A 22,019-nucleotide genomic window follows, 5' to 3' on the forward strand; every position below is an offset into this window, starting at 1 on the left:
CGCTCCCGTCCCACCTCACGCAAGCCCGCCGGATCTTCCGGGACGAGCCCTTCAGAGCCTAGTTCACGCTCTGCGACGTGCCGTGACGGGCGCGACCGAAACGTCCCCTGATCGGATCAGGCGATCGTCACACCAGTGGGCCGAACGGCCGCGGTTCAGGACTGGAAGGGGCGGGCCGGCCAGGGGGCGTCGGCCGGGCGGAGCGCGTCGAGGCCGTCGCCGGCGCGGGCGGCCACCAGGGACAGGACGCCGACGACCAGGCAGTTGTTGTGCACGTCGCCGGCCAGCACCCGGCGCACCAGTTCCTCGACCGGCACGCGCGCGTGCTCCATGTCGGTCTCCTCGTGCTCCGCCTCGAAACGCTCCCCCTCGGCGTCGGACAGGCCGCGGGCGAGGAAGATCCGTACGGCCTCGTCGCAGCCGCCGGGCGTGGTGTAGACGTCGGTGAGCACGCGCCAGTCCTCGGCCTTGACGTGCGCCTCCTCGTACAGCTCGCGCTGGGCGGCGTGCAGCGGGTTCTCGCCGGGCACGTCGAGCAGGCCGGCCGGGATCTCCCACAGCTTGTGCCGCACCGGGTGACGGTACTGGTTGATCAGCAGCACCCGGTCCTCCTCGTCCAGGGCGAGGACGGCGACCGAGCCGGGGTGGACCTGGTAGTCGCGGCGGGCCACCGAGCCGTCGGGCATGACCACGTCGTCGGTGCGGACGGAGGTCTTGTTGCCCCGGAAGGGGGTCTGGGTCGCCCGGATCTCCCACTCCTCGGGGGTGTCCTTGATCGTCATGCCCTGTCCTTCCACACGTACGCGAAGCGGCCGGGGCGCGATCGTTGTGAACCCGAGCGCCCCGGCCACCGTACAACTGTTGTGTTACTGCGAGATCTTCCGCTCGACGGCGGCCTTCACCAGGCCGGCGAACAACGGGTGCGGACGCGTCGGCCGCGAGCGCAGCTCCGGGTGCGCCTGCGTGGCGACCAGGTAGGGGTGCACGTCGCGCGGGTACTCCACGTACTCCACGAGCTTGCCGTCGGGCGACGTGCCGGAGAACAGGATGCCCGCCTTCTTCTCCAGCTCCGCGCGGTAGGCGTTGTTGACCTCGTAGCGGTGGCGGTGCCGCTCCTCGACGTACTCCTTGCCGTCGTACACCTCGCGCACGATCGAGCCCTCGGCGAGCTTCGCCGGGTACATGCCGAGGCGCATGGTGCCGCCCATGTCGCCCTCGCCGGCGACGATGTCCAGCTGCTCGGCCATGGTGGAGATGACCGGGTGGGCGGTGGCCGGGTCGAACTCGGTGGAGTTGGCGTCCGGGATGCCGGCCAGGTTGCGGGCGGCCTCGATCACGATGCACTGCAGGCCGAGGCAGAGGCCGAGCAGCGGGATCCTGTTCTCGCGGGCGTACTTGATCGCGCCGACCTTGCCGAGCACACCGCGGTCGCCGAAGCCGCCGGGGATGCAGATGCCGTCGACGTCCGCCAGCTGGGCCTTGGCGCCGGCCGGGGTCTTGCAGTCGTCGGAGGTCACCCACTTGATCTTCACGCGGGCGCGGTTGGCGAAGCCGCCGGCGCGCAGCGCCTCGGTGACCGACAGATAGGCGTCGGGCAGGTCGATGTACTTGCCGACCAGGGCAAGGGTGATCTCGTGCTCGGGGTTGTGGACACGGTCCAGCAGGTCGTCCCAGGTCGTCCAGTCGACGTCGCGGAACGGCAGGTCGAGCTTGCGCACGACGTAGGCGTCCAGGCCCTCGCCGTGCACGGTCTTCGGGATGTCGTAGATCGAGCGGGCGTCCGGGCAGGCGACGACGGCGGCCTCGTCGACGTCGCACATCAGCGAGATCTTGCGCTTGATGGCGGTCGGGACCTCGCGGTCGCAGCGCAGCACGATCGCGTCGGGCTGGATGCCGATGTTGCGCAGCGCGGCGACCGAGTGCTGGGTCGGCTTGGTCTTCAGCTCGCCGGAGGGGCCGATGTAGGGCAGCAGCGAGATGTGCACGACGAAGACGTTGTCCCGGCCGACCTCGTGGCGGACCTGGCGGACGGTCTCCAGGAACGGCAGCGACTCGATGTCGCCGACGGTGCCGCCGACCTCGGTGATGACGACGTCCACCTCGTCGGTGGCCATGCGCCGGATGCGGTGCTTGATCTCGTTGGTGATGTGCGGGATGACCTGCACGGTGTCGCCGAGGTACTCGCCGCGCCGCTCCTTGGCGATCACCGTGGAGTACACCTGGCCTGTAGTGACGTTGGCGGTGCCGTCCAGGTCGCGGTCGAGGAAGCGCTCGTAGTGTCCGATGTCCAGGTCGGTCTCGGCGCCGTCGTTGGTGACGAACACCTCACCGTGCTGGAAGGGGTTCATCGTGCCCGGGTCCACGTTCAGGTACGGGTCGAGCTTCTGCATCACGACGCGCAGGCCGCGGGCCTTGAGCAGCATGCCCAGGCTGGAGGCGGTGAGGCCCTTGCCGAGCGAGGAGGCGACACCCCCGGTGACGAAGATGTGCTTGGTCGTCGTAGATTTCGGCGGCATGGCCAAGAGGGGGCTCCCGTGGTCGCGGTCTGTCGTGCGGTACGGCCTTCGGTCCGGACGAGTCCGGGGGTGCCGTCGCTGCGGTTCGGGGGACGCCTCTTTTTCCTTCGGGGCCCACCGGTCCACGGGCTACCAGGGTATCAGCGCCCGGCCGGGATGGCTCCCGGCCACGCTCCGCGTCCGGCCGGGCACGGGGCGCCTCGCCCGCCGGGCGCCGGGGGCCGCGCGCACCCGGCTCCGGGCCCGCCCGCCACACCTGTCACCGCAGGCACGCGCAGGTCACACGGCTGTCACCCGCTCCTCACCCGTTCGGCCCACACGGGTTGCCCGGAGCGGCACGCAGATCATCTACGTGCGTCGTATCCTGCTCGGACACTCGCTGCCGAGCCCGGCCGGAACGACGGCACACCCCCGCCACCATCACCCGGAACAACGAGAGCGCGGCAGTTCGTTGAGCAAAGACTGTCGTGTTGCCTCAGGGCTCGGCGGGCTGCTTTGCTTCACCGCTCAACGAGCACAACAAACGACCCCTTGACCGCACTAGCGACAGCCCCCTGCGCGGGGGTGACGTGGCCGTTCGACTGGAGTTGCACGTGGCCGGGCGCATCGAAGACTACGCACTCATCGGAGACATGCAGACCGCCGCACTGGTCTGCCGGGACGGCACGGTGGACTGGCTGTGCCTGCCCCGCTTCGACTCGCATGCCATCTTCGCCGGCCTGCTGGGCACCGAGGAGCACGGCTTCTGGCGGCTCGGCCCGGCCCACGCGGCCGACGCGCAGCCGCCCACGGCCGCCCGGCGCGGCTACCGCGGCGACTCGCTGATCCTGGAGTCGGAGTGGGACACCCCGCGCGGCACGGTCCGCGTGACCGATTTCATGCCCCCGCGCGACGGCGCCCCGCAGCTGATCCGGATCGTGGAGGGCGTCACCGGCCGGGTGCCGATGCGCTCGGCCCTGAGGATGCGGTTCTCCTACGGCCGGGTCATCCCCTGGGTGCACAAGCACGAGGGGCGTACGGTGGCGGTCGCCGGGCCGGACTCCGTGTGGTTCGACACAGAGGCCGAGACCTACGGGAAGTCGCTGACCACGTACGCCGACTTCACGGTCGGTCCGGGTGACCGGATCGCCTTCACCATCTCGTGGGAGCCCTCGCACAAGCAGCCGCCGCCGCTGCCGGAGCCGGAGGCCTCGCTGGAGGCGACGGAGGAGTTCTGGCGCGAGTGGGTGGACCACTGCACCTACCACGGGCCGTACCGCGAGGCGGTGATCCGCTCCCTGATCACCCTGAAGGCGCTGACGTACGCCCCCACGGGCGGCATCGTCGCCGCGCCGACGACCTCCCTGCCCGAGGACATCGGCGGCGTGCGCAACTGGGACTACCGCTACACCTGGCTCCGCGACGCCGCGATCACCCTGTCGTCGCTGCTGCGCACCGGCTACCGCGAGGAGGCCCGCGCCTGGCGCGAGTGGCTGCTGCGCGCGGTCGCCGGCGACCCGGACAACCTGCAGATCATGTACGGCATCGCCGGCGAGCGGGAGCTCGGGGAGGCCGAGCTGGACTGGCTGCCCGGCTACGAGAACTCGGCGCCGGTCCGGGTGGGCAACGGCGCCGCCCACCAGCTCCAGCTGGACGTGTACGGCGAGGTCACCGAGGCCCTGCACCTGGCGCACATGACGGGCCTGGCCCGCAACGACTACGCCTCCCTGCTCCAGCTGAAGCTGATCCGCTACCTGGAGGACCACTGGCAGGAGCCGGACGAGGGCATCTGGGAGGTGCGCGGCCCGCGCCGGCACTTCGTGCACTCCAAGGTGATGGCCTGGGTCGCGGTGGACCGCACCATCAAGCTGATCGAGTCCGGTGACGCGGACGGCCCGCTGGAGCGCTGGAAGGAACTGCGCGACGACATCCACCGGGACGTGTGCGAGAAGGGCTACGACAAGGAGCGCAACACCTTCACCCAGTCCTACGGCTCCCAGGAGCTGGACGCCTCCCTGCTGCTGATTCCGCAGATGGGCTTCCTGCCGCCGGACGACAAGCGGGTGATCGGCACCATCGAGGCGATCCAGCGCGAGCTGTCCACTCCGGACGGGTTCATCCTGCGCTACCCCACGGAGGGCGCCCACGCCGGCGTCGACGGCCTTCCGGGCGACGAGGGCGCCTTCCTGGCCTGCTCGTTCTGGATGGCCGACGACCTGGCGATGATCGGCCGCGTCGACGAGGCGAGGAGGCTGTTCGAAAAGCTCCTCGCGCTGCGCAACGACCTCGGTCTGCTCGCCGAGGAGTGGGACCCGCGGCGCCAGCGGCAGGTCGGCAACTTCCCGCAGGCGTTCAGCCATGTGCCGCTGATCGACACGGCGCTGCGGCTGACGGCTTCCGGGGCGTACGGCGGCTGAGCCGTGCGCCTAGGCTGAAGGCAGCACCCTGCCCGAAGGGGGGCTGCCATGGCTGCCCGTTCCAAGGCGCACACGGCCCTCGCCGCGCTCCGTGAGGATCTGGCCGGCGAGGTGTTCGCCCCGCCGGACCCGGGCTACGACGAGGCCCGGGGCGGGTCCGGCGCCCGGATCGACCGGCGCCCGGCCGTGATCGCCCGGTGCGCGCACGCGGCCGACGTGGTCCGGGCCGTCCGCTTCGCGCGCGAGCTGGACCTGCACATCGCCGTGCAGGGCGGCGGGCACGGCCCGGCAGGGCCCAGGGTCGACGGCGCGCTGGTGGTGGATCTGCGCCGGATGCGCGGAGTGACCGTCGACCCGGCCGCCGAGGCGGTCCGGGTGGCGGGCGGGGCCACGATGAGCGACCTGGACCGGGCCACCCAGCCGTACGGGCTGGCGACCACCGGCGGCCGCGTCTCCACCACCGGCGTCGGCGGCTACGCCCTCGGCGGCGGCACCGGCTGGCTGGACCGCGCCTTCGGCCTGGCCGTGGACCAGCTGCTGGGCGTCGAGCTGGTGACCGCCGACGCCGAGCGGGTGCACGCCAACGCCGACGAGAACCCGGAGCTGTTCTGGGCGCTGCACGGCGGCGACGGCGCCTTCGGCGTGGTGACGGCGCTCACCCTGGAGCTGCGCGAACTGCCGGAGTTCTCGGTGGCGCTGCTGCTGTGCCCGCCGGAGTCCGGCCCGGCGCTGGTGCGCGCCTTCCGTGAGGTCGTCCGTACCGGGCCCGACGAGGCCGGCGGCGCCGTGCTGTACCTGACCGGTCCGCCGGCGGAGTCCGGGCTGCGGTGCGCCGCCCTGCTGACGTACGCGGGCGGCGAGTCCGGTCTGCGCAAGCTCGCCGAGCCGCTGCTGGCGCTGCCGCACGAGACGGACATCGTCGGCACCCTGCCGTACGCGGACGTGCAGTGCCTGCTGGACCCGCCGCCCGGCGTGCGCCACGACGGGTCGGCCGAGTGCCTCGCGGACCTGCCCGACGAGCTGGTGGACCTCTTCCACGCCCGCGCGCAGCGCATGCCCGCCTCGCCCGGCAGCCGGCACGCGCTGTTCCCGCTGGGCGGTGCGATCGCCTCCGGCCCCCGCGAGTACCCGGTGGCGTACCGGGACGCGTCCTGGGTCGCGCACCCCTTCGCCTGCTGGGCGGACCCGGCGGACGACGAGCGGGAGACGGCCTGGGTGCGGCAGGCGTGTGCCGAGGTGCGGCCCTGGAGCACCGGGGACGTCTGCCTGGACTTCGTCGGCGACGAGGGCCCCGAGCGGCTCCGGGCGGGCCTGGGCGCCGGGAACCTGCTGCGCCTGGAGAAGGTCAAGCGGCGCTGGGACCCCGATGACGTCTTCCGGTTCGGCCACACCGTCAAGCCGGTGTAGCCCGAAGATGTTCTCCGGGCGTTGTCGCAGGTAGCGTCCGCTGCATGGACAGCCGTACGGACAACCGACCCGACACCCAGGGCGCCGGGATCACCCTTCAGCGGGCGCTGGAGCTGCCCGGACTGCGCAGCGGGCTGCCGGAGATCCTGGCGGGCGCCGACCGGCTGGGGCGCACGGTGCGCTGGGTGCACGCGGGTGAGGTGCCGAACATCGCCTCGCTGCTCAAGGGCGGCGAGCTGCTGCTCACCACCGGGTACGGCCTGGGCACCCGGCCCGCCGAGCAGCGGGCGTTCGTGCGGACCCTCGCCGAGCGCGGGATCGCCGCCCTGGTGGTGGAGCTGGGCCCGCGCTTCACCCGGCTGCCGGCCGCCCTGGTGGACACCGCGCGCGCCGCGGGGCTGCCGCTGGTGCAGTTGCACCGCGAGGTGCCGTTCGTGACGGTCACCGAGGAGATCCACACGGAGATCGTCAACGGCCACTACGCCCTGCTCCAGCGGGCCGAGGAGGTGCACCGGCGGTGTACCGAGGCGCTGCTGGGCGGCGGCGGGGTGCCGCAGGTGCTGGGCATCCTGGCGGACTTCAGCGGCAACCCGGTGTTCCTGGAGACGGCCGACGGCCGCCTGCTGTACGCCGCCGGTGAGGGGCCCGAGGGAGCGGACCCGCTCCAGGTGTGGGAGGGGCTGCGCGGGCCGCGCAAGGACGCCCCGCCGCCCGCCGGCTCGGTGCTGGTGGACGTGCCCGGCGGCGGCCCCGGCACGGCGGGCTCGGTCCGGGCCCGACTGGCGCTGCTGCCGGTGCGCGGCCCGCTGGCGCCCGTGCACCGGATCGCCGCCGAGCGGGCCGCGGGCATCCTGGCCGTGGTGCTGATGCAGGCCCGGCAGGAGGAGGAGCTGGCGGCCCGCGGGCGCGGCGACTTCCTCACCGACCTCGCCGAGGGCCGCATCTCCGCGGAGGACGCCCCGGCGCAGGCCCGGGTCCTCGGCTTCAAGCCCGGCGACAGCCCGCTGCTGCCCGTGGTGATGCGGATCGGCGACAGCCTCTCCCCCGGCGGTGGCTGGGCGGTGCTCGCCCGGGCCGTCTCCGAGGAGCTGGCCGCGGTCGGGGTGCCGGTGCTGCTGGGCGTACGGCCGGTGGAGGGCCGGGTGCTGGTGCTGCTGGGCCTGCGCTCGGAGTCGGAGCGCCCGGCCGTCGCCGACCGGGTGGCGGCGGCGCTGCGCACGGGCGTGGAGCGGGCCGGGATGCGCCGGCCGGGCTCGCCGCCGCCGGTCGTGGTGGTCGGCGTGGCGGGCGGCTGGGCGGCCGCGTCGGCGGGGCTCAGGCACGCGGCGGAGACGGCGACGGCCGCGCAGGGCCTGACCGACCGGCCCTGGTACGACGCCCGCCGCCTCGACATCGACCTGCTGCTGTGGCGGCTGCGCGACCATCCGGACCTCGCCGCGTTCGTGGACCGTGCGATCGGCCCGCTGCGCGACCACGACAACCGCTCCAAGCCGCCGCTGCTGCCGACGCTGCAGACCTATCTGGCGCACGCGGGCCGCAAGGCGGAGACGGCCCGCGAACTGCACCTGAACCGGCAGACCCTGTACAACCGGCTCGCCCGCATCGGGGAGTTGCTGGGCACCGACCTCGACGACCCGCAGACCGTCCTCGCCCTGAGCCTCGCCCTGCGCGCCCGCCGGCACGTGCCCTAGCGCCTAGGCCAGCGGTGTCGGCTGGGTCAACTCGTCGTAGACGCTGAGCACTTGGGCCACCGTCTCGTCCTCGGTCGGCCAGCTGGCGGCCTGCCTGGGCCCGGCCGCGGCCAGCTCCTCCCGGCGCTCCGGGTCCGCGAGGAGCCGTACGACGGTGGCGGCGAGCGCCTCCGGGTCGCCGTACGGGACGAGTTCGGCCGCGTCGCCGACGAGGTCGGGGATGCCGCCGACCCGGGTGGCGACGAGCGGCACGCGCGCGTACAGCGCCTCCTGGGCGAGCACGGACCGCGACTCCCATCTGCTGGTCAGCAGCGCCAGGTCGGCGGCGGCGAGCAGTTGGGGCACGTCGTCGCGGTGCCCGACGAGCCGCACCGGCAGGTCCTCGTCCTCGATGCGCCGCTGCAACTCCGGCCGCAGCGGCCCCTCCCCGGCGATGACGACCAGCGGCACGGGGTCCAGGTCCCGCCAGGCGCGGGCCGCGTCGAGCAGGACGTCGTAGCCGCGGTGCCGCTCGAGGGAGCCGACCGCGAGGAGCAAGGGGCGTCCGGTGGCGCCGAGTTCGGCCAGGACCTTGGGGCGCAGCCGGTCGGGGTCGTCGAGGACGGCGGGCCGCCGCTGCCCCGGCAGGCCGACGGCGCCGAGCCGGGCGTCCCGTGCCCCGGTCTCCCGTGCCCGGGCCACCAGGTCGGGGCTGGTGCCGAGGACGACGGCCGCCGTCCGCACCACCCGCCGCTCCAGCACCCTGAGCAGATGCGCCCGCGGGCCCTCGGCCCACGCCCGGTTGTGCCAGGTGACCACCAGGGGGGTGCGCCGGCCGCTGAGCGCGAGGACGGCCCGGAAGGAGGCGTGCAGCCCGTGCGCGTGCACCAGGTCGGCGTTGGCGCAGGCCGTCCGCAGCGCGGCCACCGCGACGGGGTCGCTGCTGCGTGGCACGTGCACGTGTTCGGCGCCGACGCCGGTGAAATCGTAGGCGCGGTCGGCCTCGACGGGGGCGCACACCGTGACCCGCACGCCCCTCGCGACGAGCCCCTCGGCCAGCGAGCGCACATGCGCGCTGCTGCCGGCGTTGCCTCCGCCCAGCACCTGCACGGTGCGCAGCGGCTGCTGGCCGTGCGGTGCGTTGCTGCTCAGGGGGCTCACGAGGCCGGGACTCCTGGTTCGGCGTGGGCGGTCACGAGGAAACGTACAGAACGTAGCGGGCTCAGGAGTGCGCAAGGACGTACACCGCGCGCCTCCCGCGCGGACCGCATGCCCTTCAAGCATGCCAGCCGACAGGGCCGTTCAGGGAAATCCGGGGGGCGCACCCTGCGGCGGGCCGAGGGCAATGCGCCGGAGCACGTCACCCACACGGGGGAAGGAAGCCCCGGCCCGGGTGAACCCCGCACCGGCGCATACGGCGAGGTCAGACGCTCACAGTGCCCGCACCCAGGCGCTCACCCGGTCCCCGTGCACGGCGGCGGCCACGACGGCGACGGCGTGCGCGAGCAGCCCTGCGCGCCGGTTGCCCGCCACGACGGCCGCCCCCAGCGCGGCGCCGAGGGCGTGCGCCCCCGTGTCCCCGATCATCGCGCGTTCCCCGACGTCGTCGGGGAGGACGGCCGCGGCGGCGCCCATCGCGGCGGCCGACAGTCCGGCGGCGGGCCCCTCGCGCAGCAGCCCCGGCGCCCCCAGCGCGAGCACCGCGCCGGCGGCCCGCCCCGGCCGCACGTCGACGAGGTTCACGAAGTGCGCGGCACCGGCGATCACGACCCCGGCGAGCACCTTGTCCGGCAGCCGCTCCTTCATCAGCGCGCCCGCGACCAGCCCGGCGGCCGATATCCCGAACAACTTCACGGCCCCGCTGGTGACTTCACCGTCCCTCAGCGCCCGCAGATGCGCCCGGAACCCCCGCCGGTGGTCGCCGGCGACATCGTCGTACGCCCCGCACACCCCGGCGGCCAGCACGGCGAGCCCCGCCCCGGGACAGACTCGCGCGACAGCGCCGGCCGCACCGAGCGCCGCGGCGGGCCCGGCGTGCAGCCCGACACTCCGGCCGGCGTGGTTCTCGCGCTGCCAACGCGCCGCGCCGCCGGGCGGGTTGGCGCGCAGCAGGGCGAGGCCGGCCCGGGTGAGCGCGGCGGACAGCAGGAAGGAGCGGGGCGCACCCTTGACGATCATCCCGCCACCCTAGAAGCCGAGCCGGCCTGCCAGGGAAGCCGGACCCGCCCGCCCTGGAAGCCGAGCCCGGCTACAGGTCCGCCCGGGCCGTCGCCAGCAGTTCCTCCGCGTGCGCGCGGGCCGTCTCGGAGTCCTCCTGGCCGGCCAGCATGCGGGAGAGTTCGCGGATGCGCTCCTCGCCCTCCAGCACCTTCACTCCGGAGCGGGTGACCGAGCCGTCGTTCGTCTTCTCCACGAGCAGCTGGCGGTCGGCGAAGGCGGCCACCTGGGGCAGGTGGGTCACCACGACGACCTGCGCGGTCCTGGCGAGCTTCGCCAGGCGCCGGCCGATCTCGACCGCCGCCTTGCCGCCGACACCGGCGTCGACCTCGTCGAAGAGGTACGTCGGCACCGGGTCGGTGCCCGCGAAGACGACCTCCACGGCGAGCATCACGCGGGACAGCTCACCGCCGGACGCGCCCTTGGCGATGGGCCGCGGCGGGGCGCCCGGGTGCGGGGCGAGCAGAAGCTCGACCTCGTCCACGCCCGACGGCCCGTACGCGACCGTGCGCCCGCCGACCTCGACGCCCTCGGGGTCCTCGGTCTGCCGGATGTCGAAGGACACGCGCGCGTGGGGCATCGCCAGCGAGGCCAGCTCGGCGGTCACGGCGGCGGCGAACCGTTCGGCGGCGTCCCTCCGCGCGTCCGACAACGCCTGTGCGAGACCGCCCAGTTCGGCGCGGAGCGCGTCCCGCTCGGCGGTCAGCTCCTCGGTCCGCTCGTCGTCGCCGTCCAGCTCGGTCAGGCGCGCGGCGCTCTGCTCGGCCCAGGCGAGCACGGCGTTGACGTCCTCGCCGTACTTGCGGGTCAGCACGTTCAGCGCGGCCCGGCGCTCCTCGACGGCGGCCAGCCGCAGCGGATCGGCGTCCAGGTCGTCGGCGTACCCGGCCAGCTCACCGGCCACGTCACCGAGCAGGATCCCGATCTCCCCGATCCGGTCGGCGAGCGAGGCGAGCGCCGGATCGTGGGACCTGACGGCCTCCAGGGCCCGGTGGGCGCCCGCGACGAGGGTGGAGGCGTCGATCCCCTCGGGGTCCTCGGGATTGCCCGCGAGAGCGGCGTGCGCGGCCGACGCGGCGGACGACAGCGCCTCCGCGTGCCCCAGCCGCTCGGCCTCCTCGGCCAGCTCGGCGTCCTCCCCGGCGCGCGGCTCGACGGCGGCGATCTCCTCCAGGCCGTACCGCAGCATGTCGGCTTCCTGCGCCCGCTCACGCGCGCGTGTGGTGATCTCCTCCAGCTCCGCGGAGACGGCCCGCAGCCGCCGGTAGGCCTCGGTGTACTTGGCGAGCGGCACGGCGACGGCGTCGCCCGCGTACCGGTCCAGCGCCTGCCGCTGCCGGGACGGCTTCAGCAGCCCCTGCTGGTCGGTCTGCCCGTGCACGGCCACCAGGTCGTCGGCCAGCTCGGCGAGCAGCCCCACGGGCACGCTGCGCCCGCCCAGGTGCGCCCGGGAGCGGCCCTCGGCGGAAACGGTACGGCTGATCAGCAGCGCGCCGTCGTCCAGCTCGGCCCCCGCCTCCTCGGCGCGTACGACGGCGGCGGCGTCCGCGGGCACGGTGACCCGCCCCTCCACGACCGCCTTGTCGGCCCCGATCCGCACGAGCGCCGGGTCCGCCCGGCCGCCGAGCAGCAGCCCCAGGCTGGTGACCACCATGGTCTTGCCCGCACCCGTCTCACCGGTGACGGCGGTGAACCCCGGCGACAACTCGACGACGGCATCGTCGATGACCCCGAGCGACCGTATCCGCATCTCCTCCAACACGGAACAGACCATACGAGGTCCGGGCCGGGGAGCGCACATGGCCCGCCATTGTCACCCGGGCGAGCTAGTGGGGCGCCCCTCGCCATCCGGTCGTCGGCAGCGCAAACTTCGCGACAAGCCGATCCGTGAACGAAGAGTGATGAAGCCGAGCAAGCCGTACCGGCACCGCCCCCCGCCGCACCTCCACCCGCGCCCCCGGCGGCAGCTCGACGGTCCGCCGCCCGTCGCACCACAGAACCCCCGGAGGGATGTGCGGCAGGACCTCCACCGCGAGCACCGAGTCCGGCGAGGTGACCAGCGGCTTGGCGAACAGCGCGTGCGCGCTGATCGGCACCATCAGCAGCGCCTCCACCTCGGGCCACACCACCGGCCCGCCCGCGGAGAAGGCGTACGCCGTGGACCCGGTCGGCGTGGAGAGGATCACCCCGTCGCAGCCGAACTCCGACACCGGCCGCCCGTCGATCTCCAGCACGACCTCGAGCAGCTTCTCGGCGCCGGCCTTCTGCACGGCCGCCTCGTTCAGCGCCCAGTCGGTGTGCACGATGTCCCCGTTGCGGTGCACGACGACGTCGACGGTCATCCGCTCCTCGACCTCGTACGACCGCGCCACCACCCGGTCGACCACCCGGTCGAGGTCGTCGCGCTCGGCCTCCGCGAGGAACCCCACCCGGCCGAGGTTGACGCCGAGCATCGGCACCCCGGACGCGCGGGCGAACTCGGCGCCCCGCAGCAGCGTCCCGTCACCGCCGAGCACGATCAGCAGCTCGCACCCGTCGAGGCACTGCGGGGTCGCCTCCTTGACCAGCGCCACCTGGTCCGGCAGCGGCAGGTCGCGCGCCTCCTCCTCCAGCACCCGCACCCCGATGCCATGCCGCAGCAGGCCCTTGACGACGAGTTCCGCACTGCGGACCGCCGCGGGCCGCCCGGTGTGGGCGAGCAGGAAAACAGTACGCGCCAGGTTCTGTGTCAACGCGGCCCCTCCGCCACTGCACGGTCGACGTCGGCCGGGTCCACCTGGGGTGCCCCCGCCCGCAGCCAGAGAAAGTACTCGACGTTCCCCGAGGGGCCGGGCAGCGGGCTGGCGGTGACCGACTGCACCCCGAGCCCCAGCTCCCAGGCCTTCTCGGCCACACCCCGCACGGCCTCCGCACGCAGCTGCGGACTCCGTACGACACCCCCGCTGCCCAGCCGCTCCTTGCCCACCTCGAACTGCGGCTTGACCATCATCACCAGGTCGGCGTCCGGCGTCACGCACCGCTTCAGGGCCGGCAGCACCAGCCCGAGCGGAATGAAGGACAGATCGCCCACGACAAGATCCACCGGCTCCCCATCGATCGCCTCGAGCGTCAACTCGCGTACGTTCGTACGGTCCTTGACGGTGACGCGTTCATCCTTCTGGAGCGACCAGGCGAGCTGTCCGTAGCCGACGTCCACGGCGACGACGTGCGCGGCGCCCGCGCGCAGCAGCACGTCGGTGAAGCCGCCGGTGGACGCGCCGGCGTCCAGTGCGCGCCGGCCCTCGACCACGAGCCCCTGCGGGACGAAGACCTCCAGGGCGCCGGCGAGCTTGTGCCCGCCGCGGGAGACGTAGTCGGGGTCGCTGTCGTCGGCCTGGACCACGATCGCCGCGGCGGTCTCCACCTGGGTGGCCGGCTTGGTCGCCACGGTCTTGCCGACGGTGACCCGCCCCGCGGCGATCAGCTGGCCGGCGTGCTCACGCGAGCGCGCGAGCTTCCTTCGGACCAGCTCCGCGTCCAGACGGCGACGTGCGACTCCTGCCACGTTCGGTTCAGCTCCTGCTCTGATGGTGCGAGGGCGGGGGCGCCGGAGGTCCCGGGCGGGCGTCGAGCGCGGTGAGCGCGTCGCGCAGCCCCCGGTGTACATCCTCGTACACCTCCATGTGCCCGTCGGTGGCGAGGTGGTCGGCGTCGGCGAGCCGTTCCAGCTGGGCGTCGACCTCGGCGTTGCCGGTGGGGGTGCGCGGGAGCCTCAGGGGGGCGGGCGCGGCGGGGTCGTACTCGGGCTCGGCCTCCGTCACGGCATCCGCGGGGGCCTCGGTCACGGACTCGCTCATGGGCAGACGCTACCCCGAACGGCTGGGGTACGGTCGGTGGCGATGGCCACGATCGAGGAGTGCCGCGCCGCACTGGGAAAGCTTTCGGACAACATGCAGGGCGCCGAGGGCGGCGTCCGCGCGGCCGCCGCGCTGGACCGCTCGGTGAGCTGTCACATCACCGACCTGGACGTCACCTTCGCCGGCCGTATGACGGGCGGGCGGATCGAGGTGGACGACACCCACCCCGGCCCGCCGCGGGACAAGGCGGAGATCAGGCTCGCCATGGCGGGGGACGACCTGGTGGCGCTGGTGGACGGCGAGCTGAACTTCGCGACCGCCTGGGGCTCGGGCCGGGTGCGGCTGGAGGCGAGCCTGCTGGACCTGTTCCGGCTCAGGAAGCTGCTGTGAGCCGCTCCCGCCGGGCCCCGCGCGCCGCGGGGACGACCAGCGGGGTGCCGGTCTCCGGGTCGTCGATGACCTGACAGCGCAGCCCGAACACCTCCTCCACCAGCTCGGCGGTGACGATGTCGTTCGGGGCGCCCTCGGCGATGACCTCGCCGCCGCGCAGGGCGATGAGGTGGGTGGCGTAGCGGGCCGCGTGGTTGAGGTCGTGCAGGACGGCGACCAGGGTGCGGCCCTGGGTCTCGTGCAGCTCGGCGCACAGGTCGAGGACGTCGATCTGGTGCTGGATGTCCAGGTAGGTGGTCGGCTCGTCCAGCAGCAGCAGCGGGGTCTGCTGGGCGAGCGCCATCGCGATCCACACCCGCTGCCGCTGCCCGCCGGACAGCTCGTCGACGTACCGGTCGGCCAGCGTCTCGACCCCGGTCTGCCGCATGGATTCCTGTACGACCCGCTCGTCCTCGGCCGACCACTGGCGCAGCAGGCCCTGGTGCGGGTAGCGGCCCCGGCCGACGAGGTCGGCGACGGTGATGCCGTCGGGCGCGACGGCCGACTGCGGCAGCAGCCCGAGGGTGCGGGCGACCTTCTTGGCGGGCATCGACTGGATGACCTGGCCGTCGAGCAGCACCCGGCCCTGGCTGGGCTTGAGCATCCGCGACAGCGCCCGCAGCAGCGTCGACTTGCCGCACGCGTTCGGGCCGACGATCACCGTGAAGGAGTTGTCGGGGATCTCCACCGACAGCCGTTCGGCGATGACGCGCTGGTCGTAGGCGAGGGTGACGTTCTCGGCGGACAGGCGGTTCACGGTGCTCCCGGTCGTCTTCGTGGGGATGTGGCTCATATCCGGCCCGCCCTGCGCTCGGTGACCAGCAGCCACAGCAGATAGCCGCCGCCGAGGACGCCGGTGACCACGCCGACGGGCAGCTGGTCGGCGCCGAAGGCGCGCTGCGCGGCCCAGTCGGCCGCGACCAGCAGGGCGGCGCCCATGCACAGGGAGGGCACCAGGTTCGGCCCCGGCGAGCGGGTCAGGCGGCGGGCCAGCTGCGGCGCGGTCAGCGCGACGAAGCTGACGGGTCCGGCGGCCGCGGTGGCGGCGGCGGTGAGCAGCACGGCGCAGACCATCAGCACCAGCCGGACCCGCTGCACCCGCACCCCGAGGGCGCCGGCGACGTCGTCGCCCATCTCCAGCATCCGCAGGCCGCGCGCGTTGACGAGGACCAGCGGGACGAGGACCGCGCACACGGCGAGCAGCGGCCAGACCTGGTCCCAGTCCCGGCCGTCCAGCGAGCCGGTCATCCACACGACCGCGCGGGCCGCGTCGACCAGGTCGGCCTTGGTGAGCAGATAGCCGTTGACCGCGGTGGCGATCGCGGAGACGCCGATGCCGACCAGGACGAGCCGGTACCCGTGCACGCCCTGCTTCCAGGCGAGCAGATAGAGGGCGAGCCCGGTCACCAGACCACCGGCCAGCGCTCCGACGGTGACCTGGGTGGTGCTGCCGGACAGCAGCACGATCACCACGAGCGCGCCGGCCGTCGAACCCTGGGACAGCCCCAGCACGTCCGGGCTGCCGAGCGGGTTGCGCGAGACGGACTGGAACAGCGCGCCGCCGAGGCCGAGCGCGGCGCCGACCAGCAGGCCGACCAGCACCCGCGGCAGCCGCAGCTCGTTGACGATGAAGTCCTGGTACGCGTTGCCGTTCCCGGCGAGGGTCCTGAGCACGTCGGCCGCGGGGATCTTCGCGTCGCCGGTGCCGATCAGCGCCACCCCGGCCGCACCGGCGGCGGCCAGCAGCAGCACGACGACGGTCAGGGCCCGCAGGTCCAGGCGCAGGGAGAGCCCCCCGGGAGTGCGGACGGCCCGGTGCGTGGTTCGCCTCTTCACAGCTGGGCCGTCCTCCGCCGTCGTACGAGCAGGATGAAGACCGGGCCGCCGATGACCGCGGTGACGATGCCGACCTGGAGTTCCGAGGGGCGCGCCACGACCCGGCCGACGACGTCGGCGCCGAGCAGCAGCACCGGCGACAGGACCGTGGCGTACGGCAGGATCCAGCGCAGGTCGGGGCCGGTGAAGGAGCGCACGACGTGCGGGACCATCAGGCCGACGAACACGATGGGTCCGCAGGCGGCGGTGGCGGCGCCGCACAGCACGGTCGCGGCCAGCATGGCGAGCGCGCGGGTGCGGCCCAGGTGCGCGCCGAGGGCGCGGGCGGTGTCGTCGCCCATCGCGACGGCGTTCAGGGGGCGGGCGAGCGCGAGCGCGAGGACCATGCCGGCCGCGAGGAACGGCAGCACCTGCACGATGGTCGAGTAGTCGGCCGAGGCCAGCGAACCCACCGTCCAGAAACGCATCTTGGCCAGCGCCGCGTCGTCCAGGATCATCACCGCCTGGAGGTAGCCGTACAGGGCGGCGCTGATCGCCGTGCCGGCGAGCGCGAGCCGCACCGGGGTGGCGCCCCGGCTGCCGCCGAGGAACCACACCAGCGCCCCGACCGCCGCGGCCCCGAGGAAGGCGAACCACACATAGCCGGTCAGGCTGGTGACGCCGCAGTAGGTGATGGCGGTGACGACGCCGGCCGAGGCGCCCGCGTTGATGCCGAGCAGCCCGGGGTCGGCCAGCGGATTGCGGGTGAGCGCCTGGAGCACCGCGCCCGCGAGACCGAGCGCGGCACCGGCCAGCAGGCCCAGGACCGTGCGGGCGAGCCGTTCGTCCACGACCACGTCGCCGTAGGTCCCCGTGCCGTGGAACAGGCCGTGCCACACCTGGTCCGGCGACAGCGCCTTCGCCCCGACCGCGACGCTCGCCAGGGCGACGAGCACCAGGAGCACGGCGGCGAGCAGGACCCCAACGGCCCTTGCGGACCGACGGGTTGGGGGCGCGGGGGCGGACTCCGCGCGCTGTTCCGGAGGACTGTCGACCAACACGAGGTTAGGTTAGCCTACCCTCGCTGTAGGTTGCGATGCCGGGGTGAATCGGTCGCAGTCACCGGCCCCAGACCCCGTCACGGTCCGAGCCGTGCCAGCGCCTACCCCTCAAGCCCGCTCACAGTCCCAGCCGTGCCAGCGCCTTCCCCCCGTCCAGCGTGCAGGAGCCGTCACCCGCGGCCGTCCAGGCCGTGGCGCACAGTGCCCGCAGTCCGTCCAGTGCCTCGCCGTCGCCCTCCAGCTCCAGCCGGTCCGCCCGGGCCGTCGCCGTGAACCCGCCGCAGCGGAAGCCGTCGCCGTCGGCGGTGACCTCCGGCTGGCCGGTGAGCAGGCCGCGCAGATCGGCGTCCACGTACGTCGGCCGGTGCCGCGGCGGCGCCGCGAGCAGCTGGGCGGCGTCGGTGACGCCGGTCAGCACCAGCAGCGAGTCGACCCCGCCGTTGAACGCGCCCTCGATGTCCGTGTCCAGCCGGTCCCCGACCACCAGCGGCCGCTTCGCGCCCGTCCGGAGGATCGTCTCGCGGTGCATCGGCGGCAACGGTTTGCCCGCCACCTGCGGCTCCTTGCCCGTGGCGATCCGGACGACCTCCACGGCCGCTCCGTTGCCCGGCGCGATGCCCCGGCCGCTCGGGATCGTCAGGTCGGTGTTGGACGCGAACCACGGCACCCCGCGCGCCACCGCGTACGACGCCTCCGCGAATCTCCCCCAGGTCAGGTCAGGGCCGCCGTAGCCCTGCACGACCGCCGCCGGATCGTCGTCCGCCGACTCCACCGGCACCAGGCCCCGCTCGCGCAGCGCCACCCGCAGCCCCTCGCCACCGATCACCAGCACCCGCGCCCCGGCCGGCACCTGTTCGCTGATCAGCCGCGCGACGGCCTGGGCGGAGGTGATGACGTCATCGGCGCCGGTCGGTATGCCCAGCTCCGTCAGATGCCCGGCCACCGTGTCCGGCGTCCGCAGCGCGTTGTTGGTGACGTACGCCAGATGCATGCCGCCGGAGTGCGCCACCGCAAGCGACTCCACCGCGTGCGCGATCGCCTGCCCGCCCGCGTACACCACCCCGTCCAGATCGAGCAGCGCCGTGTCGTACGCCTCGCTCAGGGGCTGCCCACTGCCCTCGGGCCTCGTCCTGACCGCCTGGCTCATGTCCGCATCGCTCCTCGTCCAACCGTCGTCCCAAGGCGTTCTCCCGCCTTTCCCCCGATCATCCCGCACGCCACTGACACACGTACGATGCCGGGATGAACACTGCAGGTCACTCGGAGGCAACGGCGCGCCGGGGCCTGGAACTCAGCCCGTTCCGCGGCCTTCGCTACGACCCCGACCGGGTCGGCAGCCTGGCCTCCGTCACCTCCCCGCCGTACGACGTCGTCGTCCGTCCCGACGGGGTGCACCACCTCCAGTCCGCCGACCCGTACAACATCGTCCGGCTGATCCTGCCTCAGGCCGGCACCCCGAGCGCCCGTACCGAGCAGGCGGCGGACACCCTGCGCCGATGGCTGGACGAGGGCGTCCTCACCGCGGACCCGGAGCCCGGCCTGTACGTCTACGAGCAGCGGGACGGCAGCGGCCTGCTCCAGCGCGGGATCATCGGCGCGCTGCGGGTGTCGGAGCCGGCCGAAGGCGTGGTGCTGCCGCACGAGGACGTCATGCCGCCCGTGGTCGCCGACCGCGCGGCCCTGATGCGCGCCACGCGCGCGAACCTGGAGCCGCTGCTGCTGACCTACCGCGGCGACGGCACGGCGGCCGAGGTCGTGGAGCGCACGGCCGGCACGCCGCCGCTGCTGGCCACGACCACCGAGGACGGCTTCCGCCACCGCCTGTGGTCCGTCACCGGCCCCGCCGACGTCACCCGGATCCAGTCCGACCTGGCCCGTCAGCAGGCCCTGATCGCCGACGGCCACCACCGCTGGGCCACCTATCTGCGGCTGCGCGCCGAGCACCCCTCCCCCAGCCCCTGGGACCACGGCCTGGTGCTGCTCGTCGACACCGCCCGCTACCCGCTGCGCGTCCGCGCCATCCACCGCCTGCTGCACGGCCTGCCGGTCGCCGACGCACTCGCGGCCGTGCAGGGCCTGTTCCGGGTGCGGCGCCTCGACACACCCCTCGCCGAGGCCCTGGAGGCGCTGGCGGACGCGTCCTGCGCGGGCAACGCCTTCCTCCTGGCCGGCGACGGCGCCTTCCACCTGCTCGACCGCCCGGACCCGGACCTGTTGACCCGCACGATTCCCGCGGACCGTCCGGCCGCCTGGCGTTCCCTGGACGCCACGGTGCTGCACGCCACCCTGCTCGACCATGTGTGGCACATCCCCGAGGACTCCCCCGCCCACATCGCGTACATCCACGACACGGCCGCGACGGTCGCCAAGGCGGAACGCGACGGCGGTACGGCCGTGCTGATGCACCCGGTCCGCGAGGAGGTCGTACGCGACCTGGCCCGCCAGGGCGTGACCATGCCCCGCAAGTCGACGTCGTTCGGCCCGAAGCCGGCGTCGGGGCTGGTGCTGCGGGCGCTGGAGATCTGAACGCCTGAACACGAAGAGGGCGGGCTCCCCTGGGGGAACCCGCCCTCTTCTCAGTGACTGTCGTCAGTCCTTGTCGTCGCCGTCTTCCCCGGACGGCTCGGCGGACTCGGGCTCGCCCGCGTCCCCGCTCTCGTCCAGGGCGTCGAGGAACTCGACGCCGTCCAGCTCGGCGAGCCGGTCGGAGGCGTCCGTGCTGCCGTCCCGGTCGGCCTCGACGGCCTTGGCGAACCACTCCCGCGCCTCGCCCTGGCGGCCGGCGGCCAGCAGGGCGTCGGCGTAGGCGTACCGCAGGCGCGCGGTCCACGGGTGGACGGCGTTCGACGCCAGCTCGGGGCTCTGCAGGGTCACGATGGCCGCGTCCAGCTGGCCCATGTCACGCCGGGCGCCGGCCGCGACGAGCCGCATCTCGACCTGACCGGCCTTGTCCAGCTTGTGCACCTCCGGGGCGCCGGCCATGTCCAGCGCCTTCTCCGGCCGCCCGAGACCGCGCTCGCAGTCGGCCATCACCGGCCACAGGTCCACGGTGCCGGTCATCCGCCGCGCGGCCCGGAACTCGGCGAGGGCCTCGCTGTACTTCTGGTTGGCGTACGCCGCGAACCCTGCCGCCTCGCGCACGGCTGCCACGCGGGACGCCAGGCGCAGGGCCACCTTGGAGTAGGCGTAGGCGCCCTCGGGGTCCTCGTCGATGAGCCGGGCGACCATCACCAGGTTCTTGGCGACGTCGTCCGCGAGCGTCTTGGGCAGGCTCTGCAGCTCCTGCCGGACGTCCTTGTCGATCTCCTCACCGGTGACGTCCTCCGGGATCGGCAGCCGCTTGATCGGCTCACGGTCCCGGTCACGGTCGCGCTCGTCGCGGAAGCGGCCACCGCCCCGGCGGTCGTCCCTGCGGTCGTCCCGGCCCCGGAAGCCACCAGGCCGGCCACCCCGGTCGTCCCGACGCGGCCCACGACCACGGTCGTCCCGGCCGCGGTCGTCACGGCCGCGGAACCCACCCCGGTCGTCACGCCGATCGTCCCGGCGGTCGTCGCGCCGGTCGTCGCGGCGGAAGCCTCCGCGGTCGTCACGGCGGTCGCCGTGACCGCGCTGGTCGTCACGCCGGCCGTAACCACCACGCTCGTCGTCCCGCCGGCCATAACCACCGCCATAACCACCACGGTCGTCACGGCCACGGAACCCGCCCCGGTCGTCACGCCGGTCATCCCGACGCGGCCCACGGTCACGGTCGTCCCGCTGGAAACCGGGACGCGAACCCCGCTCACCCTCACGACGATCGTCCCGCCGGCCATAACCACCGCCATAACCACCACGGTCGTCGCGGCCACGGAACCCACCCCGGTCATCGCGACGATCGTCACGGCGGTCATCGCGACGGTCGTCGCGCCGGTCGTCGCGGCGGAAGCCTCCGCGGTCGTCACGGCGGTCGCCGTGACCGCGCTGGTCGTCACGCCGGCCGTAACCACCACGCTCGTCGTCACGGCGGTAGGACGGACGGTCCCCACCACGGTCATCGCGGCCACGGAACCCGCCCCGGTCGTCACGCCGGTCATCCCCACGCGGCCCACGGTCACGGTCGTCCCGCTGGAAACCGGGACGCGAACCCCGCTCACCCTCACGACGATCGTCCCGCCGACCATAACCACCGCCATAACCACCACGGTCGTCCCGGCCACGGAACCCACCCCGGTCATCGCGACGATCGTCACGCCGGTCATCGCGCCGATCGTCGCGCCGGTCGTCACGCCGGTCGTCGCGGCGGAAGCCTCCGCGGTCGTCACGGCGGTCGCCATGACCGCGCTGGTCGTCACGCCGGCCGTAACCACCACGCTCGGTGTCACGGCGGTCGTTGTCACGGCGGAAGCCGCCGCGGTCGCCCCGGTAGCCGCCGCGATCACCACGGTCACCACTGTCCCGTCGCCGCTGGTCGCGCTCCGGTCGGTCGTCGGGAGAGTTGGTGGACATGGTGACTCCTGTCTTCGGTACTACAAGCATTGTAAAAACGAAAGGACCCCTGGTCCCAGCTGAACGCTGGTGACCAGGGGTCCTTCCCAAAGATTGTTCGGCGGTGTCCTACTCTCCCACAGGGTCCCCCCTGCAGTACCATCGGCGCTGTAAGGCTTAGCTTCCGGGTTCGGAATGTAACCGGGCG

General features: G+C 73.7%; 19 protein-coding genes and 1 rRNA gene. 6 read left to right on the forward strand and 14 right to left on the reverse strand.

Features of this window, described 5'->3' with window-relative positions:
* Positions 1-155: 155 nt before the first annotated feature.
* Entirely contained in the window at positions 156-782 is a 627-nt protein-coding gene (locus AB0950_RS31850; RefSeq protein WP_360158847.1) for an NUDIX hydrolase, read from the reverse strand.
* Between the two features lie 84 nt (positions 783-866).
* Positions 867-2,516 carry a CTP synthase gene (locus tag AB0950_RS31855; RefSeq protein WP_360159228.1) on the reverse strand — a complete coding sequence of 550 codons (1,650 nt, stop codon included), beginning with the start codon at positions 2,514-2,516 and terminating at the stop codon, positions 867-869.
* A 593-nt stretch (positions 2,517-3,109) separates the two neighbouring features.
* Here AB0950_RS31855 and AB0950_RS31860 point away from each other — a divergent pair.
* From AB0950_RS31860 to AB0950_RS31870, 3 genes are read left to right on the forward strand one after another with little or no spacing between them, the layout of a single operon-like run.
* Positions 3,110-4,912, forward strand: a complete 1,803-nt coding sequence (locus tag AB0950_RS31860) for a glycoside hydrolase family 15 protein (protein ID WP_360159225.1) — start codon at positions 3,110-3,112, stop codon at positions 4,910-4,912.
* Positions 4,913-4,960: 48 nt separating this feature from the next.
* Positions 4,961-6,319 (forward strand): FAD-binding protein, encoded by a 1,359-nt coding sequence (locus AB0950_RS31865; protein WP_360158844.1) that lies wholly within the window; start codon positions 4,961-4,963, stop codon positions 6,317-6,319.
* 44 nt (positions 6,320-6,363) lie between these two features.
* Positions 6,364-8,010 (forward strand): PucR family transcriptional regulator ligand-binding domain-containing protein, encoded by a 1,647-nt coding sequence (locus AB0950_RS31870; protein ID WP_360158841.1) that lies wholly within the window; start codon positions 6,364-6,366, stop codon positions 8,008-8,010.
* A gap of 3 nt (positions 8,011-8,013) precedes the next feature.
* Here the strand turns inward: AB0950_RS31870 and AB0950_RS31875 are convergent, their stop codons facing one another.
* The 6 genes from AB0950_RS31875 to AB0950_RS31900 all read right to left on the reverse strand — a co-directional run bounded on the left by AB0950_RS31875 (position 8,014) and on the right by AB0950_RS31900 (position 14,042).
* Positions 8,014-9,150, reverse strand: coding sequence for a glycosyltransferase family 4 protein (locus tag AB0950_RS31875; protein ID WP_360576075.1), 1,137 nt, complete (start codon positions 9,148-9,150; stop codon positions 8,014-8,016).
* Positions 9,151-9,420: 270 nt separating this feature from the next.
* Complete coding sequence (locus tag AB0950_RS31880; protein ID WP_366779957.1) at positions 9,421-10,167, reverse strand: hypothetical protein; 747 nt, start codon at positions 10,165-10,167, stop codon at positions 9,421-9,423.
* Positions 10,168-10,237: 70 nt separating this feature from the next.
* Positions 10,238-11,980: a DNA repair protein RecN gene (recN, locus tag AB0950_RS31885; RefSeq protein WP_366779958.1), complete on the reverse strand. Its 1,743-nt coding sequence runs from the start codon at positions 11,978-11,980 to the stop codon at positions 10,238-10,240.
* Positions 11,981-12,032: 52 nt separating this feature from the next.
* The gene (locus AB0950_RS31890) at positions 12,033-12,938 is read right to left on the reverse strand and encodes an NAD kinase (protein WP_360158829.1); all 906 of its coding nucleotides are present in this window, start codon (positions 12,936-12,938) and stop codon (positions 12,033-12,035) included.
* On the reverse strand, positions 12,935-13,750 hold the full coding sequence (locus tag AB0950_RS31895) for a TlyA family RNA methyltransferase (RefSeq protein ID WP_360158826.1): 816 nt from the start codon (positions 13,748-13,750) through the stop codon (positions 12,935-12,937). The genes AB0950_RS31890 and AB0950_RS31895 overlap by 4 nt, the downstream gene beginning before the upstream one ends.
* A gap of 7 nt (positions 13,751-13,757) precedes the next feature.
* Positions 13,758-14,042 (reverse strand): hypothetical protein, encoded by a 285-nt coding sequence (locus AB0950_RS31900; RefSeq protein WP_360158823.1) that lies wholly within the window; start codon positions 14,040-14,042, stop codon positions 13,758-13,760.
* Between the two features lie 42 nt (positions 14,043-14,084).
* Here AB0950_RS31900 and AB0950_RS31905 point away from each other — a divergent pair, with 42 nt between their 5' ends.
* Positions 14,085-14,432, forward strand: coding sequence for a sterol-binding protein (locus AB0950_RS31905; protein WP_360158821.1), 348 nt, complete (start codon positions 14,085-14,087; stop codon positions 14,430-14,432).
* Here AB0950_RS31905 and AB0950_RS31910 read toward each other — a convergent pair.
* The 4 genes from AB0950_RS31910 to AB0950_RS31925 all read right to left on the reverse strand — a co-directional run bounded on the left by AB0950_RS31910 (position 14,416) and on the right by AB0950_RS31925 (position 18,494).
* The gene (locus AB0950_RS31910; protein WP_360158818.1) at positions 14,416-15,264 is read right to left on the reverse strand and encodes an ABC transporter ATP-binding protein; all 849 of its coding nucleotides are present in this window, start codon (positions 15,262-15,264) and stop codon (positions 14,416-14,418) included. The genes AB0950_RS31905 and AB0950_RS31910 overlap by 17 nt on opposite strands.
* On the reverse strand, positions 15,261-16,307 hold the full coding sequence (locus AB0950_RS31915; protein ID WP_360576071.1) for an iron chelate uptake ABC transporter family permease subunit: 1,047 nt from the start codon (positions 16,305-16,307) through the stop codon (positions 15,261-15,263). The genes AB0950_RS31910 and AB0950_RS31915 overlap by 4 nt, the downstream gene beginning before the upstream one ends.
* Positions 16,304-17,347: an iron ABC transporter permease gene (locus AB0950_RS31920; RefSeq protein ID WP_360576069.1), complete on the reverse strand. Its 1,044-nt coding sequence runs from the start codon at positions 17,345-17,347 to the stop codon at positions 16,304-16,306. The genes AB0950_RS31915 and AB0950_RS31920 overlap by 4 nt, the downstream gene beginning before the upstream one ends.
* Before the next feature lie 118 nt (positions 17,348-17,465).
* Positions 17,466-18,494: an HAD-IIA family hydrolase gene (locus AB0950_RS31925; RefSeq protein ID WP_366779959.1), complete on the reverse strand. Its 1,029-nt coding sequence runs from the start codon at positions 18,492-18,494 to the stop codon at positions 17,466-17,468.
* Between the two features lie 95 nt (positions 18,495-18,589).
* Here AB0950_RS31925 and AB0950_RS31930 point away from each other — a divergent pair, with 95 nt between their 5' ends.
* Positions 18,590-19,873 carry a DUF1015 domain-containing protein gene (locus AB0950_RS31930; protein WP_366779960.1) on the forward strand — a complete coding sequence of 428 codons (1,284 nt, stop codon included), beginning with the start codon at positions 18,590-18,592 and terminating at the stop codon, positions 19,871-19,873.
* Between the two features lie 63 nt (positions 19,874-19,936).
* On the opposite strand, the gene AB0950_RS31935 is transcribed toward AB0950_RS31930, so the two are convergent.
* Entirely contained in the window at positions 19,937-20,683 is a 747-nt protein-coding gene (locus AB0950_RS31935) for a hypothetical protein (protein WP_366779965.1), read from the reverse strand.
* A gap of 264 nt (positions 20,684-20,947) precedes the next feature.
* Here AB0950_RS31935 and AB0950_RS31940 point away from each other — a divergent pair, with 264 nt between their 5' ends.
* Entirely contained in the window at positions 20,948-21,895 is a 948-nt protein-coding gene (locus tag AB0950_RS31940; protein ID WP_366779966.1) for a hypothetical protein, read from the forward strand.
* 32 nt (positions 21,896-21,927) lie between these two features.
* Here AB0950_RS31940 and rrf read toward each other — a convergent pair.
* Positions 21,928-22,019, reverse strand: a 5S ribosomal RNA gene (gene rrf / locus AB0950_RS31945); the annotation flags it as partial.

Origin of the sequence: Streptomyces sp. NPDC007189 (assembly GCF_040703635.1) — a bacterium.
Taxonomy (GTDB): Bacteria; Actinomycetota; Actinomycetes; order Streptomycetales; family Streptomycetaceae; genus Streptomyces.

Coding starts and splice junctions, on each gene's coding strand:
- AB0950_RS31870 (WP_360158841.1), top strand. CDS start 6,364: ATGGACAGCCGTACGGACAACCGACCCGACACCCAGGGCGCCGGGATC.
- recN (WP_366779958.1), bottom strand. CDS start 11,980: ATGGTCTGTTCCGTGTTGGAGGAGATGCGGATACGGTCGCTCGGGGTC.
- AB0950_RS31865 (WP_360158844.1), top strand. CDS start 4,961: ATGGCTGCCCGTTCCAAGGCGCACACGGCCCTCGCCGCGCTCCGTGAG.
- AB0950_RS31850 (WP_360158847.1), bottom strand. CDS start 782: ATGACGATCAAGGACACCCCCGAGGAGTGGGAGATCCGGGCGACCCAG.
- AB0950_RS31905 (WP_360158821.1), top strand. CDS start 14,085: ATGGCCACGATCGAGGAGTGCCGCGCCGCACTGGGAAAGCTTTCGGAC.
- AB0950_RS31925 (WP_366779959.1), bottom strand. CDS start 18,494: ATGAGCCAGGCGGTCAGGACGAGGCCCGAGGGCAGTGGGCAGCCCCTG.
- AB0950_RS31900 (WP_360158823.1), bottom strand. CDS start 14,042: ATGAGCGAGTCCGTGACCGAGGCCCCCGCGGATGCCGTGACGGAGGCC.
- AB0950_RS31880 (WP_366779957.1), bottom strand. CDS start 10,167: ATGATCGTCAAGGGTGCGCCCCGCTCCTTCCTGCTGTCCGCCGCGCTC.
- AB0950_RS31855 (WP_360159228.1), bottom strand. CDS start 2,516: ATGCCGCCGAAATCTACGACGACCAAGCACATCTTCGTCACCGGGGGT.
- AB0950_RS31910 (WP_360158818.1), bottom strand. CDS start 15,264: ATGAGCCACATCCCCACGAAGACGACCGGGAGCACCGTGAACCGCCTG.
- AB0950_RS31930 (WP_366779960.1), top strand. CDS start 18,590: ATGAACACTGCAGGTCACTCGGAGGCAACGGCGCGCCGGGGCCTGGAA.